16 protein-coding genes are annotated in these 15,039 nt (G+C 63.1%); 13 read left to right on the top strand and 3 right to left on the bottom strand.

Annotation, left to right across the window (positions count from 1 at the left end; genetic code table 11):
• Window positions 1-12: 12 nt before the first annotated feature.
• Complete coding sequence (gene ftsB, locus D0B32_RS23680) at window positions 13-453, top strand: cell division protein FtsB (RefSeq protein WP_117336704.1); 441 nt, start codon at window positions 13-15, stop codon at window positions 451-453.
• Window positions 454-574: 121 nt separating this feature from the next.
• Here the strand turns inward: ftsB and hslO are convergent, their stop codons facing one another.
• Window positions 575-1,525, bottom strand: a complete 951-nt coding sequence (gene hslO, locus D0B32_RS23675) for an Hsp33 family molecular chaperone HslO (RefSeq protein WP_117336703.1) — start codon at window positions 1,523-1,525, stop codon at window positions 575-577.
• Window positions 1,526-1,589: 64 nt separating this feature from the next.
• On the bottom strand, window positions 1,590-2,114 hold the full coding sequence (locus D0B32_RS23670; RefSeq protein ID WP_117336702.1) for a gamma carbonic anhydrase family protein: 525 nt from the start codon (window positions 2,112-2,114) through the stop codon (window positions 1,590-1,592).
• Window positions 2,115-2,535: 421 nt separating this feature from the next.
• Between D0B32_RS23670 and D0B32_RS23665 the strand changes: the two genes are divergently transcribed.
• The 10 genes from D0B32_RS23665 (at window position 2,536) to D0B32_RS23620 (ending at window position 12,072) form a co-directional block, all read left to right on the top strand.
• Window positions 2,536-3,372: a ferritin-like domain-containing protein gene (locus D0B32_RS23665; protein ID WP_404935585.1), complete on the top strand. Its 837-nt coding sequence runs from the start codon at window positions 2,536-2,538 to the stop codon at window positions 3,370-3,372.
• Window positions 3,373-3,563: 191 nt separating this feature from the next.
• Window positions 3,564-4,454: an alpha/beta fold hydrolase gene (locus tag D0B32_RS23660; RefSeq protein WP_181969882.1), complete on the top strand. Its 891-nt coding sequence runs from the start codon at window positions 3,564-3,566 to the stop codon at window positions 4,452-4,454.
• A gap of 320 nt (window positions 4,455-4,774) precedes the next feature.
• On the top strand, window positions 4,775-5,605 hold the full coding sequence (locus tag D0B32_RS23655) for a 3',5'-nucleoside bisphosphate phosphatase (protein WP_117336699.1): 831 nt from the start codon (window positions 4,775-4,777) through the stop codon (window positions 5,603-5,605).
• A gap of 175 nt (window positions 5,606-5,780) precedes the next feature.
• Window positions 5,781-6,416 (top strand): L-threonylcarbamoyladenylate synthase, encoded by a 636-nt coding sequence (locus D0B32_RS23650; RefSeq protein ID WP_117336698.1) that lies wholly within the window; start codon window positions 5,781-5,783, stop codon window positions 6,414-6,416.
• Window positions 6,417-6,463: 47 nt separating this feature from the next.
• On the top strand, window positions 6,464-7,129 hold the full coding sequence (locus D0B32_RS23645) for a site-2 protease family protein (protein ID WP_117336697.1): 666 nt from the start codon (window positions 6,464-6,466) through the stop codon (window positions 7,127-7,129).
• 4 nt (window positions 7,130-7,133) lie between these two features.
• A complete protein-coding gene (locus tag D0B32_RS23640; RefSeq protein ID WP_117336696.1) occupies window positions 7,134-8,336 on the top strand; it encodes a tryptophan--tRNA ligase in 1,203 nt (400 codons plus the stop codon).
• Between the two features lie 89 nt (window positions 8,337-8,425).
• Window positions 8,426-9,049: a bifunctional 2-polyprenyl-6-hydroxyphenol methylase/3-demethylubiquinol 3-O-methyltransferase UbiG gene (locus D0B32_RS23635; RefSeq protein WP_117336695.1), complete on the top strand. Its 624-nt coding sequence runs from the start codon at window positions 8,426-8,428 to the stop codon at window positions 9,047-9,049.
• 84 nt (window positions 9,050-9,133) lie between these two features.
• Window positions 9,134-10,042, top strand: a complete 909-nt coding sequence (dapA, locus tag D0B32_RS23630; protein ID WP_117336694.1) for a 4-hydroxy-tetrahydrodipicolinate synthase — start codon at window positions 9,134-9,136, stop codon at window positions 10,040-10,042.
• 111 nt (window positions 10,043-10,153) lie between these two features.
• Window positions 10,154-11,290 (top strand): outer membrane protein assembly factor BamC, encoded by a 1,137-nt coding sequence (bamC, locus tag D0B32_RS23625; RefSeq protein ID WP_117336693.1) that lies wholly within the window; start codon window positions 10,154-10,156, stop codon window positions 11,288-11,290.
• Window positions 11,291-11,298: 8 nt separating this feature from the next.
• Window positions 11,299-12,072, top strand: coding sequence for an MBL fold metallo-hydrolase (locus D0B32_RS23620; protein ID WP_117336692.1), 774 nt, complete (start codon window positions 11,299-11,301; stop codon window positions 12,070-12,072).
• Between the two features lie 244 nt (window positions 12,073-12,316).
• Here the strand turns inward: D0B32_RS23620 and D0B32_RS23615 are convergent, their stop codons facing one another.
• Entirely contained in the window at window positions 12,317-13,015 is a 699-nt protein-coding gene (locus tag D0B32_RS23615) for a Bax inhibitor-1/YccA family protein (protein WP_117336691.1), read from the bottom strand.
• Window positions 13,016-13,283: 268 nt separating this feature from the next.
• On the opposite strand from D0B32_RS23615, the gene ndk reads away from it, so the two are divergent.
• Both ndk and rlmN read left to right on the top strand, forming a co-directional pair.
• Window positions 13,284-13,709: a nucleoside-diphosphate kinase gene (gene ndk, locus D0B32_RS23610; protein WP_074264186.1), complete on the top strand. Its 426-nt coding sequence runs from the start codon at window positions 13,284-13,286 to the stop codon at window positions 13,707-13,709.
• Between the two features lie 111 nt (window positions 13,710-13,820).
• The gene (rlmN, locus tag D0B32_RS23605) at window positions 13,821-14,972 is read left to right on the top strand and encodes a 23S rRNA (adenine(2503)-C(2))-methyltransferase RlmN (protein ID WP_117336817.1); all 1,152 of its coding nucleotides are present in this window, start codon (window positions 13,821-13,823) and stop codon (window positions 14,970-14,972) included.
• The last annotated feature ends 67 nt before the right edge of the window (window positions 14,973-15,039 follow it).

Here is a 15,039-nt window from a genome sequence, read left to right as displayed (position 1 = left end):
CGTGCTGACCTCATGCGGCTTGTCACTGCTGTCCTGATCGTACTGCTGGTGTTGATCCAGTACCCGCTTTGGTGGGGGCATGGCGGCTGGCTGCGCGTGCATGAACTCCAGAATGAACTGGCGCAACAGCTCCAGAAGAATAACGACGAGAAGCTGCGTAACGAGCGGATCGGCGGGGAAGTGCAGGATCTGCAAACCGGCACCGCGGCGGTCGAAGAACGCGCCCGTTATGAGATGGGGATGGTGAAAGACGGCGAAGTGTTCGTGCAGTTCGTGGCGCCCAACGCGCCGCTGCCGACGCCGAGCAATGCTTCACCGACTACCTCGACGCGTGGTGAAGTGTCGGCCGCGCCCGTCCGTGTCGTGCCGAATCCGGAATCGCGTGCGAAGCCGGATCGCAAGCATAAAGGCTCGAAGGACGTTGCGTCCAAGGAAGCCAAACCGGCGCATTGAGTGGCGCACTGAGTGGCGCACTGAGTGGCGCTCGCGACACGCACTGCGCTGCGCCGTCTTCTCTAAATAGCCCTGCTATCAGCCGCCCGCCGCACACCGCAGTGACGGGCAGCGTCTCACTTCAATGCCGCTGCTGCGCAGCCGGCGACACGCCCTGCGACAGTTCAGTTGCCACGAAAAGCTGCGCGACGTCCACCGGATCGAACTCGTAACGCTGATTGCAGAACTCGCAGTGAATCTCCACGTGGCCGCGTTCTTCGAGCACGCTGTCCACTTCCTCACGGCCGAGCATCTTCAGCATCGCGCCCACTTTTTCGCGCGAACAAGTGCATTCGAAGCGCGCCGGCGCGGGTTCGAAATGCTGTACGTTCTCTTGCCAGAAGAGGCGGCGGAACAGGGTCTCCGGCTCTTCCTTCAGCAGTTCTTCCTGCGACAGCGTGCCGCCCAGCACGCACACGCGCTCCCACGTGTCCGCGTCGAGCTCGCCCGGATGCGGGACGATGCCGCCGTCGCCCGGCAGCTTCTGCAACAGCATGCCGACGGCACGCTCCGTATTGGCCGCGAGCCAAAGACGGGTGTCGAGCTGCTCGGAGTGATGCATGTAATGTTCGAGCACTTCGGCCATCGACTTGAGCGGGCCATCGACGCCCGACAGCGGCACGATACTTTGATAGGGCTGCTGGCCGGGCTGCTTGTCGCGCGGGTCGAGCGTGATCACGCAGCGGCCGTGGCCGCTCGCGTTGACGAGATCAATGAGCGAGGTGCTGTCGCTGATCGTGCTGTCGGCATCGCCGGAAAACTTGGCCGTGGCGCGCATCGACAGGTCCGAACTGCATTGCACCACCAGCATCTTGACCGGACCGTCGCCGAAAATCTGCATGATGAGCGTGCCGTCGAACTTGAGGTTCGCGGAAAGCAGCGCGCACGCGGCCATCATTTCGCCGAGTACCGTGCGCACCGGCGCCGGATAGTCGCGACGGGTCAGCACTTCCTGCCAGGTATTGCGCAGCGAAACGATTTCGCCACGCACCGGCGCCGCGCTGAACATGAATTTTTGCAACTGGTCGTTCACAACATTTCCTCGGTCAAATAGCGCAGCAGGCTGCTGCGCCGGCGCGTCGCACGTCGCGGCGTGATTAGCCGATCCGTACGAGCTGCGCCTTGTAATAGGCCCGGCGCTCGGCATAGTGAGTGGTGCCGTCACGCATGCGGGCGATGTCCGCCTCGGTCAGTTCACGCACCGCTTTGGCGGGCGCGCCCAGGATCAGCGAGTTATCGGGAAACACCTTGCCCTCGGTCACGATGGCGCCCGCTCCGACCAGACAGTTGCGGCCGATTACCGCGCCATTCAAGACCACCGCCTGAATTCCGATGAGCGCGCCTTCCTTGACGGTGCAACCGTGCAGCATGGCCTGATGGCCGACGGTCACATTCGCTTCAATGGTCAGAGGAAAACCGGCGTCCGTGTGCAGCACGGCGTTTTCCTGAATATTGCTACCCGCGCCAAGCGTGATTGGCTCGTTATCGCCGCGCAACGCCGCGCCAAACCACACGCTCGAGTTTTCTTCGAGGGTCACATTGCCGATGATGGTCGCCGTATCCGCGACGAACACGCTTTCGTGGATGGTCGGGGCTGCATCGCCAAGCTTGTAGATTGCCATTGTGTCTCCTGTGTGGATGAGCGCTTGCGCCTCGGCGCGGGCTGCGGCCGTCCTGCGTTTCGCATGCGGGGTGGCGCAGGGTCTGGCTGGGCGCTCCCGGTGCTGTGCCGCCTGCCGCTTGCCGTCGCGGGTGCTTTGCGGCTCAACGCGGTGCGGCGTGGAAAGCGTCAGGGTCCTGCCGCAGCGGCGTGTTTGCCGCTGGCATTGACTGCTGCCTTTCAGAGCCGCTTTTTCCGGCCGCTTTCCAGCCGTTCGGCACGACCACCGTTGACCAGCACTGACTTCCCCGGCGGGTTTCCCGGACGCGTCAGCGTAACGCGCCATGCAATCGAATCGGGTATTGTAAACGGTTGTGTAGGCCCGCCACTATGCGGCTGCACACCGTTTCCTTTGCCCGTTCCTGATGAATTCCGCCACGCCCTTGACGACTTCCGCTCCGTTTTGCGCCCGCCGCGATGCGCTGGCCTCATTGCGTGAGCGTGACCCGCTCGTCAAGGCCGCCGCCGCGCGCAGCCTGTATGCGGCCGTGCTGGACGGTCGCGCCATCTGTTCGTCCGCTATCGCTCTCGACGAGCCCTCCGACTTGCCGGGGCGTCCCGAGCGCCCCGAACTGGTCGAGCCGCGCAAGCTCGGGCGGCGCAGCATGCAATCGCCGGAAGGGCGGGCGGTGTTGCTGCATGCCCTCGCGCATATCGAATTCAACGCCATCAACCTCGCCCTCGACGCTGTCTGGCGCTTTCCCGGCATGCCGGTCGCGTTCTACACGGACTGGCTCAAGGTGGCGGCGGAAGAGGCGCATCATTTTTCGCTGCTGATCGAGCGGCTTGCGGAATTCGGCCACGCGTACGGCGACTTTCCCGCTCACGACGGCCTGTGGGACATGTGCGAGCGCACCCGTGGCGACGTGCTGGCGCGCATGGCGCTGGTGCCGCGTACGCTGGAGGCGCGCGGTCTCGACGCCTCGCCGCCGATTCGCGCGCGTCTGCAACAGGCGGGCGATCACGCCTCGGCGGCGATACTGGACGTGATCCTGCGTGACGAGATTGGTCACGTGCTGATCGGTAATCGCTGGTTCCGGCACCTGTGCGAGGCGGGCGCGCTCGATCCGCACATCACCTATACCCGGCTCGCCGGGCAATATCACGCGCCCCGCTTGCGCGGTCCGTTCAACTTCGAGGCGCGTCGGGACGCGGGTTTCGACGAGGCTGAATTGGCGGCGCTGGCCGGGCTCGAAGCCGGTGCGCCAACGGTGGACTGAGGCGGTCGGCGAGTGAGCGAGGTGGGCCTGAAGCCTCGAGGGGTATGAGCCAAGTTGTACTGCCAGGTCCGAAACACCATGAAGACCCCTAGAAACGGCGGTTCCGGCGCGAGGCTAGCACTCGCCATCCCAAGCGCAATGCCCGCTATCTCGTTATAATCGAACGACCATTCTTTTTTTTCGGGTACGCCTTGTCCATGAACTCTTCCGAGTCCGATTTCCTGACCGTCCGTGGCGTTCGCCTTCACGTGCGGCGATGGGGCAATCCGCATGCCCCCACGCTCTTCATGCTGCACGGCTGGATGGACGTGGCAGCGTCGTTCCAGTTCGTGGTGGACGCGCTGGGTGGCGACTGGCAGGTGATCGCGGCGGACGCACGGGGTTTCGGCCTTTCCGGTTGGCCGGTGGCGGAACACGGTGGCAGCACCTACTGGTTCCAGGAATACCTGGCCGACCTCGACGCGTTGCTCGACCACTACGCGCCATCGGGCGAGGTCAATCTGGTCGGGCACAGCATGGGCGCCAACGTGGTTTGCCTGTATGCCGGCGTGCGCCCCGAGCGGGTGCGGCGCGTGGTGGACCTGGAGGGCTTTGGTCTCGCGCCGGGGAAGGCGGCGCAGTCACCGCATAGGCTGCGTAGCTGGCTCGACGAATTGCGTGAGCCGCCGCGCCTAAGACATTACGCGTCGCTCGAGGAAGTCGCCGCGCGGCTCACTAAAACCAATCCGCGCCTCGCGCCGCAGCGCGCGCGCTTTCTTGCCGAACACTGGTCGAAGCCGGACGGCGAGGGCGGCTTCATGCTGCTGGCCGACCCGGCGCACAAGCTGCGCGGGCCGCTGCTGTACCGTCTCGACGAAGTGATGGCGGTCTGGGCCAAAGTGCGAGCCCGTGTCCTGCACGTCGAAGCTGTTGCGTCACCCACGCTCGCGCAGATCGCCGGCGACATTCCGCTCGACGAATTCAAGGCGCGCTTCAGCGCCTTCCCCGACTGGCGCGAAAAGATCATCGAGGATGCCGGCCACATGGTGCATCACGATCAGCCAGAACAGGTGGCGGCGCTGATCGAGGCGTTTTGCGCGTGACGGGGCTCGGACCAGGCTTCAGTAGGGCGGCATTGAAAGGGGCGTGATTAGCAAAGCGCCCTGCCTGGTGCCTGCGGAGGGCGGGCCGATCCCAGAGGATTGCCGCGAAGGGTTTCCGAAAGATCGTCAACGCGGGGCCGATGCGATGCCAAAGGAAATCCAACGGAAACCGCGCCAAAGAACGAAGGCGTGGCGGCCATGCGGCTCGGGCAAAGCGACTTTCCCGGCGGAGCAAAAGGGTCCAATAAAGGGCCAATCAATCGCCCGCTTTGATTTACTGCGTTGCAGTAAAATGAGTGCAGAACCTTCTTAAGACGCTCATGAACGCCGACCTGCATTGCCATTCCACTGTCTCCGACGGCCAGTTTGCTCCCGCCGACGTCGCGCGCCGCGCCCACGCGGGCGGTGTCACGCTGTGGGCGCTGACCGACCACGATGAGGTGGGCGGCCAGCACGAGGCGCGTCGCGTCGCGGAGGAGCTCGGCATGGGCTACCTCGCGGGCGTCGAGATTTCAGTGACATGGGCCTCGCGTACGGTGCACGTCGTCGGGCTGAACATCGATCCCGATTGCCAGGCGCTGATCGACGGTCTCGAGCGCACCCGTAACGGTCGCGCTGCGCGTGCCGAGGCCATCGGCGAACTGCTTGAAACGCTCGGCGTTCCAAATGCCTACGAGGGCGCGCTGAAATACGTTTCCAATCCGGACATGATCTCGCGCACGCACTTCGCCCGCTTCATGGTCGAACACGGCTACGCGAAATCCACCCAGGATGCGTTCACGCGCTTCCTCGGCGACGGCAAGCCCGGCTATATCGCGCACCGCTGGTCCAAGCTCACGGACGCGGTACGCTGGATCCAGCAGGCAGGCGGCGAAGCGGTGATCGCCCATCCGGGGCGCTATGAATACACGCCGGTCGAGTTCGACGCCTTGTTCGGCGAATTCATCGAACTGGGCGGCAAGGCGATCGAGGTCGTAACCGGCAGCCACACGCCAGATCAGTATCGCGAATACGCGGACGTGGCGCGCCGCTTCGGCTTCGAAGCGTCGCGCGGCTCGGATTTTCACGCGGCGGGCGAAGGCCGCGTCGACCTGGGCAGCCTGCCGCCGCTGCCGTCCGATCTGAAGCCCGTGTGGGAACGCTGGCTGTGACGTCACGCGAGGGGCGTGCCCGCGAAGGGGAAAGCGCGAGGGGCTTTGCGCGTGATTCCGCGAGCGGTTCCGCGGCTTGCTTCGAAAACGCACACGCTCCGTTCATTGTCTGCCTTGCACGCATCGCGCACAGCCCCTTTTCGAGCCAGCGGCCGCGCCGCATCCATCCATCACCATGTCCCAATTCTTTCGGATCCATCCGGATAATCCGCAGCCGCGCCTGATCAAGCAGGCCGTGCAGATCATCAACGACGGCGGCGTGGTCGCGATGCCGACCGACTCCAGCTACGCGCTCACCTGCCATCTCGACGACAAGGACGCCGTGGAACGCCTGCGCCGCATCCGCGGACTCGACGAGCGGCAACTGCTGTCGTTGCTGGTGCGCGATCTGTCCGAGCTGTCGAACTTCGCGATGGTCGATAACCGTCAGTACCGGCTCATCAAGTCCGTGACGCCGGGGCCCTACGTGTTCGTGTTGCAGGCCACCAAGGAAGTGCCGCGGCGCCTTTCGCATCCGTCGCGCAAAACGATCGGACTGCGGGTGCCCGATCACGCCATCACTTTGGCGATCCTCGAAGAACTCGGTCAGCCGCTGCTCGGCACAACCCTGATCATGCCGGACGAAACCCAGCCGTTGAACGACGCGGAGGAAATCCGCGCGCGCCTCGAAAAGCAACTCGATCTGGTGATCGACGGCGGTCCGTGCCCGTGCGAGCCGTCCACCATCGTCGATCTGACCGGCGCGGAACCCGTGCTGGTGCGGGCAGGGCGTGGGAGCCTCGCACCATTTGGCCTCGAACAGCCCGCGTGAGCGAAAGCGGACAGACGCACGCAATCGCGTTGTTACAATAGCAGGCTATGGACTCTTCCCTGATTCAGACCGTCGCGGTCTACGCTTTACCCGTCATCTTCGCCATCACGCTGCACGAAGCCGCTCACGGCTATGTGGCGCGTCTGCTGGGAGACAATACGGCCTACGTGCTCGGCCGGGTGTCGTTCAATCCGATGCGTCACATCGATCCGCTCGGCACGATCGCCATTCCGCTGCTGCTGTATTTCGCCACCAGCGGTGCGTTCATGTTCGGTTACGCCAAGCCCGTACCGGTGGCCTTCGGCAATCTGCGCAATCCGCGCTGGGGCAGCCTGTGGGTGGCGCTGGCCGGTCCGATGTGCAATTTCGTGCAGGCGCTGGTGTGGGGCGTATTCGGTGTTGCGCTCGCGGTGCTGAGCGTGGACGAGCCGTTTTTTAACCGCATGGCGGCGGCCGGCGTGGGCGTCAATCTGGTGTTGGGCGTGATCAATCTGTTCCCGTTGCCGCCACTCGACGGCGGCCGCGTGGTGACCGCGTTGTTGCCGCCGCGTCAGGCCATTGCACTGGCGCGCCTCGAGCCGTATGGTTTCTTTATCGTGATGGCACTGGTGATGACCGGTATCCTGACCCGTTACTGGCTGGCGCCGCTCGTCAACTTGGGTTACGACGCTGTCACCGCTATCCTGACTCCCCTCGTTTCGCTCTTTCAATAAAACCATGTTCCCTGACCGTATCTTCTCCGGCATGCGGCCTACCGGCTCCCTGCACCTCGGCCACTATCACGGTGTGCTGAAAAACTGGGTCCGTCTGCAATCCGAGTATCCGTGTTTCTTCTGCGTGGTGGACTGGCATGCCCTCACGACGCACTACGAAACCCCCGAGGTGATCGAAAAGAACGTCTGGGAAGTGCTGATCGACTGGCTGGCTTCGGGCATCGATCCGGCGCAGGCCACGCTGTTCATCCAGAGCAAGGTGCCGGAGCACGCCGAACTGGCGCTGCTGCTCGGCATGAGCACGCCGCTCGGTTGGCTCGAACGCGTGCCGACCTACAAGGAGCAGATGGAGAAGCTGAAGGACAAGGATCTGTCCACCTACGGCTTCCTCGGCTATCCGGTGCTGATGGCGGCGGACATCCTGCTGTATCGCGGCTCGCTGGTGCCGGTCGGCGAAGATCAGGTGCCGCACGTCGAGATGACGCGCGAAATCGCGCGCCGTTTCAACTATCTGTACGGCCGTGAACCGGGTTTCGAGGAGAAGGCGAACGAAGCCGCCAAGAAGCTCGGCGGCAAGCGCTCGAAGCTGTATCACGAACTGCGCAACGCCTATCAGCAGGAAGGTGACGACGAAGCACTCGAGCAGGCGCGCGCCATGTTGCAGGAGTCGCAAAGCCTGTCCATGAACGACCGTGAGCGACTGTTCGGCTACCTGGAAGGTTCGCGCAAGATCATTCTGGTCGAGCCGCAGGCCATGCTGACTGAAGCTTCGCGTATGCCGGGTCTGGATGGGCAGAAGATGTCCAAGTCGTACGGCAACACGATCGGTCTGCGCGAGGACGCGGAGACGATCAGCAAGAAAGTCCGCACCATGCCGACCGATCCGGCGCGCGTGCGCCGCACCGATCCAGGCGATCCGGACAAATGCCCGGTGTGGCAACTGCATCAGGTCTACACCGACGAAACCACGCACGAATGGGTGCAGAAGGGTTGCCGTTCGGCGGGCATTGGCTGTCTGGAGTGCAAGCAACCGGTGATCGAAGGCATCCTGCGTGAACAGCAGCCCATGCTCGAGCGAGCGCAGAAGTACATGGACGATCCGTCGCTGCTGCGCGCGATCGTGGCCGACGGTTGCGACAAGGCCCGCAAGTTCGCCACCGAAACCATGCGTGACGTACGCGAGGCGATGGGCCTCTCCTACAACTGATGGATGCAATGATCGAGGCGCGCGAAGCATGAGCATGAGCACGATCTGCTTCAACGCGCGTCGGCATTGATCTGTCTATTTGTGCAGCCATGAGCGAAACCACCGCCTCTCAATCCCACGCGACGCTCGGCGAGCCGTCGCGCTGGGTGCGCAAGTGGGCGCATCTGGTGGCCGCGGGCGGCTCGGTGCTCGATGTCGCGTCAGGGGCAGGGCGGCACGCCCGCTGGTTTGCGGCGCGCGGGCATCCGGTAACGGCGCTCGATCGCGATGCCGCAGCGCTCGCCACGATGCGCGATGTAGCGCACATCACCACGCTGACCGCCGATCTGGAAGGCGCCCCGTGGCCGCTGCCGGACGACGCCCGATTCTCCGCCGTGGTGGTGACGAACTATCTGCATCGCCCGCTGTTCGGTGCGTTGCTGAATGCGCTGGCGCCGGGCGGTGTCCTCATCTACGAGACGTTCGCGCAAGGCAATGAAACGGTCGGTAAGCCATCCAATCCGGCCTTTTTATTGCGGGCCGGTGAACTGCTGGATGCGGTGCGGCCGCGGCTACGCGTGGTGGCGTTTCAGGATGGTTTTCTCGCGCAACCGCGCGCGGCTTTCATCCAGCGCATTTGCGCGGTGCGCGAGACGGCGCCCGCTGCTGGGCAGCAACAGGACGACCCACCGCAGTACGAACTCGGCCACGAACCCGGCGAAACACGAGCTTAGGGAGAAACCGGACCTCGGCCTTGTTACGGAGTGACAGGCTAATCCGCTACAATCGCGGTTTACTGATTAAATTCATGGCGTTTCATGACTAACAGCATTCACGGCAACGGCCCGCAGATTCGCGGCAGCATTCCCGCCATCCTGACCCCCATGCTCGAAGACGGCAGCCTCGACCTGCCGGCGTTTCGCAAGCTGATCGACTGGCACATCGAAGAGGGTACGAATGCGCTGGTCGTGGTCGGCACGAGCGGCGAATCGGCCACCCTGTCGGTGGAAGAGCACGTGTTGATGGTCAAGACTGCCGTCGAGCATACGGCTGGGCGCATTCCGGTGATCGCCGGTTCGGGCGGCAACTCGACCACGGAAGCCATCGAGCTGACGCGCCAGGCTAAGGAAGTCGGCGCAGACGCTTCGCTGCAGGTCGTGCCGTACTACAACAAGCCGACCCAGGAAGGCATCTACCGTCACTTCGCGAAGATCGCGGAGACGGTTGATCTGCCGGTGATCCTGTACAACGTGCCGGGCCGTACGGTCGCGGATATGTCTAACGAAACGATCCTGCGTTGCGCCCAGGTGCCAGGCATCATCGGCGTGAAGGAAGCAACCGGCAGCATCGACCGTGCAGCGCATCTGATCAAATCGGCGCCGGCACATTTCGGCATCTACAGCGGCGACGATCCCAGCGCAATCGCATTGATGCTGCTGGGCGGTCACGGCAATATTTCCGTCACGGCCAATGTCGCGCCGCGCGCGATGAGCGAGCTGTGCAAGGCCGCGCTGGCAGGCGACGCGAAAACCGCGCGCGAAATTCATCTGAAACTCCTGTCGCTGCACAAGAACCTCTTTATCGAATCGAACCCGATTCCGGCAAAGTGGGCCCTGCAGCAACTGGGGCGCGCGCAGGGCGGCATCCGCCTGCCGCTCACCCCGCTCGATGCGCGCTACCACGAAGTGGTGCGTGCGGCGCTGCGCGAAGCGGGCCTGCTGAGCTGAGTCGTTTCAGCACTGCGCAGCCCGTCACCGGCATTTCCTTAACCGACGTCGATATCGCCCACGTTCCCGGCATAGAACCAGGCACCGCGTTCCAGCTTCACGAAGGACCTCATGAAACGTTCCGCACTTTCCCTCCACGCAACCCGCATGGCGGCGCTGGCGCTTGCTCTCGTAACGCTCGCCGGCTGTGACACGCTGAACGACTGGTTTGCTTCCGACCGCGTCAACTACAAGGGCGCGGGCACGGCACCGCCGCTGAATGTTCCGAGCGATCTGCAGGCGCAGAAGACCCAGCAGCAATACGTGGCACCGCCGGCCAACCTGGCGCTGGGTGGCGCGCCCACGCGTAACGTCACGGCCGCCGGCAATTCCACGGAAGGCGTGCCGACTGCGCAAGACCCGCTTGGCATGCATATCGAGCGCGATGGCGACCGCCGCTGGCTGGTCGTCGACGGCCGCACGCCTGAGCAGTTGTGGCCCCAGTTGCAGGAGTTCTGGCAGGAAAACGGCTTCGTGCTAAAGACCGACGCGGCGGCTACCGGCATCATGACGACCGACTGGGCGGAAAACCGCGCCAACATTCCGGACGACTGGTTCCGTCGCACGGTCGGCAAGGTGATCGACTTCGCGTATTCGTCGGGTACCCGCGACAGCTTCCGCACCCTCGTATCGCGCGGTCCGGACGACGCCACGGATATTTCGATCACGCATAGCGCGATGGAAGAAATGCTGACGGGCCAGGACAAGACCACCTCGAAGTGGGTGGAGCGTCCGCGTGATCCGGCGCTCGAAGCGCTGTTCCTCGCCAAGCTGATGGAAAAATTCGGTCTGACGGACGCGCAGTCGAAGCAATTGCTGACCGACGCACGGCCGGCCACCGCGCCGGTGAAGGTCGCGATGGCGGCGGGCGCCGAAACGCTCGATCTGCAGGAATCGTTCGATCGCGCCTGGTTGCGTGTGGGTCTCGCACTCGACCGCACCAACTTCGCTGTTGACAACCGGGATCGCCAGAAGGGCATTTACTACGTGCGCTACGCCGATTCCGCGCAGGAACTGAAGAAGGAAGGCCTGTTCGGCAAGCTGTTCTACAGCGGCAAGTCCGACAAGCCGGGCCAGGAGTTCCTCGTGCGCGTGACGTCGAATGGCGACGCAGCGACCCAGGTGGCAGTGGTGGACACCAGTGGCCAGATTGATACGTCGTCGGACGCACAGAACATCGTGTCGCTGCTGCACGCGCAACTGAACTAAGGCGACCTGTGCGGTTCGCCAGCCTGGGAAGCGGCAGCGAAGGCAACGCTTTGCTCGTGGAAGTGCAAAGCGGCGCGACCACCACGCGTGTCCTGCTCGACTGCGGCTTCTCGGCGAAGGAAGTCGAGCGCCGCTTGCAGCGCCTCGGCGCGGGCGTCGACAGTCTCGACGCCATTCTCATCACCCACGAACATACCGACCACATTGGTAGCGCGCTGACGCTGGCGCGCAAGTGGTCCATTCCGCTCTTCATGAGCTGGGGCACCGCGCGGGCAGTGGGCGCGGACGAAGCCGACGTCGAACTCAACGTGCTGTGGGGTGACGAAGCGGTCGCGATCGGCGATCTCAGCGTCTTGCCTTACACCGTTCCACACGACGCACGCGAGCCCCTGCAATATGTGCTGTCCGATGGTGCGCAGCGGCTGGGCGTGCTCACCGATGTGGGTACGTCGACGCCGCACATCAGCGCGGTGCTGAGCGGCTGCGACGCGCTCGTGCTGGAATGCAATCACGACGTCCAGATGCTCGCGGCGAGCCGCTATCCGCAGTCGTTGAAAGCACGCATTGGCGGCAATCACGGCCATCTGAACAACGACGCGGCGGCGGAAATTCTTGCCTCACTCGATCGCTCGCGCCTGCGGCACCTGGTGGCGGCCCATCTGAGCAAGCAGAACAACCTGCCTGAACTTGCGCAGGCCGCTATGGCTGGCGTGCTGGGTGCGGCGGCGACGGAGGTCGTGGTGGCATCGCAGGACGATGGGTTTGCCTGGCTGAGCCTGTGATCCGCGTCGTAGATGCCCCAAGCGGCGCCGCGCGCGACAGCGCTGCGCAAAAATGAAATGTAAAAGACGGGTTCAAAAAACAAAACGCCCATGACGATGAACGTCATGGGCGTTTTGTTTTTGGATCTGTCTGAGCCGTACCTCTAAACGCACTGATTACGGCTCGTTACAGCAGGTGCTTCGCACCCGGTACTTCAGCGGCCCGTGTTGTTCGCATTCACGGGCGCGCCTTGCCTGAACCTGCCTAGTTGCGGTTGCCGCCGAAGATGCCGAGCAGCGCCAGCAGATTCACGAACACGTTATACAGGTCGAGGTAGATTGCGAGCGTAGCCGTGATGTAGTTGGTTTCGCCGCCGTTCACCACGCGCTGTACGTCGAACAGCATGTAGGCCGAGAAGATGGCGATGGCGAGCACCGACACCGTCAGCATCAGCGCCGGCAGTTGCAGGAACATGTTGGCCACCATAGCCAGCAGCAGCACGATCACGCCGACGAAAAGCCACTTGCCGAGGCCCGAAAAGTCGCGCTTGCTGACCGTGGCGATGGTCGCCATAGCCGCGAAGATCACACCGGTGCCACCGAACGCCAGCATGATGAGCGACGGACCGTTCGAAAAGCCGAGGATGAAGCTCAGCATGCGCGACAGCATCAGGCCCATGAAGAACGTGAAGCCGAGCAGCACGAACACGCCCAGCGAACTGTCTTTGGTGCGCTGGATGGCGAACATGAAGCCGAACGCGATGGCGAAGAACGCCAGCATGCTCATGGCCGGGCTGGTGGCGGCGAACAGCGAGAAGCCGGTAGCCACGCCCACCCACGCGCCGAGCACGGTCGGCACCATGGAAAGCGCCAGCAGCCAGTACGTGTTGCGTAGTACGCGGTTGCGAGTCTCGGCCGTGCTGACAGCACCATTGCGGCCAAAACTGTAGGGATGTTCGTTCATGGTTTCTCCTTGCTTCAGACGTAGTAACTCGCCGTGGTTATGCAGTCCGGCCGCTGGCGAAATATGCCGCCAGCCGGTGGTTCTGTCATCCCTAAGATTAGCGCCGACGCGGGTAGTTTCAATGCCCGGCAGCCCACGCTACAAACAAATAGAGACTCCTGCTTCGAGTCTTTCAATGCTGTAAGGGTTCAATCGCAATCATACATTGGAACATGCTACAATAGCGGATTCATTTGAATCTGTAACCTCTTAATTTTCTGGAGTTTTTATGGCGATCGAACGCACCCTGTCGATTATCAAGCCGGACGCAGTGGCCAAGAACGTGATCGGGCAGATCTACAGCCGTTTCGAAAACGCTGGTCTGAAGATCATCGCTTCGCGCATGGTTCATCTGTCGCGCGCTGACGCAGAGAAGTTCTACGCTGTGCACGCTGCACGTCCGTTCTTCAAGGACCTCGTCGACTTCATGATATCCGGCCCGGTGGTCGTGCAGGCGCTGGAAGGCGAAAACGCTATCCTGAAGCATCGCGACCTGATGGGCGCAACGGATCCGAAGAAGGCCGAGAAGGGCACGATTCGCGCCGATTTCGCCGACAGCATCGACGCTAACGCCGTGCACGGTTCGGATGCACCGGAAACGGCCAAGGTCGAGATCGCGTTCTTCTTCCCGGAAGTCAACGTTTACTCGCGCTAAGCGCTCGGCAAAGTAGTAAGGTAAAGCAGCAGGAACGGGCGCGAACGGCACATGCGTTCATGCAGCTTGTTGCATGAATGAAAGTCTCGCACTGAAATGGCAGGATTCGATATGACGAGCAGTCCCACCGTCAACCTTCTCGATCTCGACGCCCAAGGGCTGGTCGCCTATTGCGACAGCCTGGGCGAGAAGCCGTTTCGCGCCAAGCAATTGCAACGCTGGATCCATCAATACAATGCCGCCGACTTCGACGGCATGACGGATCTGGCGAAGTCGCTGCGCGAAAAGCTCAAAGATCGGGCAACCATTGCGATGCCCGGCATCGTCAGCGACCACATTTCTACCGACGGCACACGCAAGTGGCTGATCGACGTCGGCAACAGCAACGCGGTTGAAACCGTTTTCATCCCCGAAGAAACGCGCGGCACGCTGTGCGTATCGTCGCAGGCGGGGTGTGCGGTCAATTGCCGTTTCTGTTCCACCGGCAAACAAGGTTTCTCCCGCAATCTCACCACCGGCGAAATCATTGGCCAGTTGCGCATGGCCGAGTTTGCGCTGCGCGCCTCGCTGGGCACGGCGGGCGGCCGCGCGCTGGGAGGCGAGGGCAAGGGCGAGCGCGTCGTCACGAACGTCGTCATGATGGGCATGGGCGAGCCGCTGCTCAACTATGACGCGGTGGTCCCGGCCATGCGTCTGATGCTCGATGACAATGCGTACGGTCTGTCGCGCCGTCGGGTCACGTTGTCCACCTCGGGTGTCGTGCCCATGATGGACCGGCTCGGCGCGGATCTGCCGGTGGCGCTCGCGGTCTCGCTGCATGCGCCAACCGATCCGCTGCGCGACATGTTGGTGCCGCTCAACAAGAAGTATCCGCTGCGTGAGCTCATGGCGGCTTGCCAGCGGTATCTGAAGGTCGCGCCGCGCGATTTCATTACGTTTGAATACTGCATGCTTGACGGCGTCAACGACAGCGAAGCGCAGGCGCGTGAACTGCTCGCCGTGACGCGTGACGTGCCGTGCAAATTCAATCTGATTCCGTTCAATCCGTTCCCTGAGTCGGGCTTGCTGCGCTCGAAGAACGAGCAGATCAGGCGCTTTGCCCAGGTGTTGATGGATGCGGGCGTCGTCACCACCATCCGCAAGACGCGCGGCGACGATATCGACGCGGCGTGCGGCCAGCTGGCCGGCGCGGTCAAGGATCGCACGCGCCTTGCCGAACGCACGGGCAAGATGGGTAAGGTGATCGAAGTCCGCGCGGTGTAAGCGCGGCGTCTGCGGCGCTCATGCGCCTGGACGAGTGCGCAAGATGAATAAGAGGGGCGCAGAAGCG

Origin of the sequence: Paraburkholderia sp. DHOC27 (assembly GCF_003429005.1) — a bacterium.
GTDB lineage: Bacteria > Pseudomonadota > Gammaproteobacteria > Burkholderiales > Burkholderiaceae > Paraburkholderia.
Note: the sequence above shows the minus strand (reverse complement) of the source record. Positions and strands in the feature narration are given on the sequence as shown.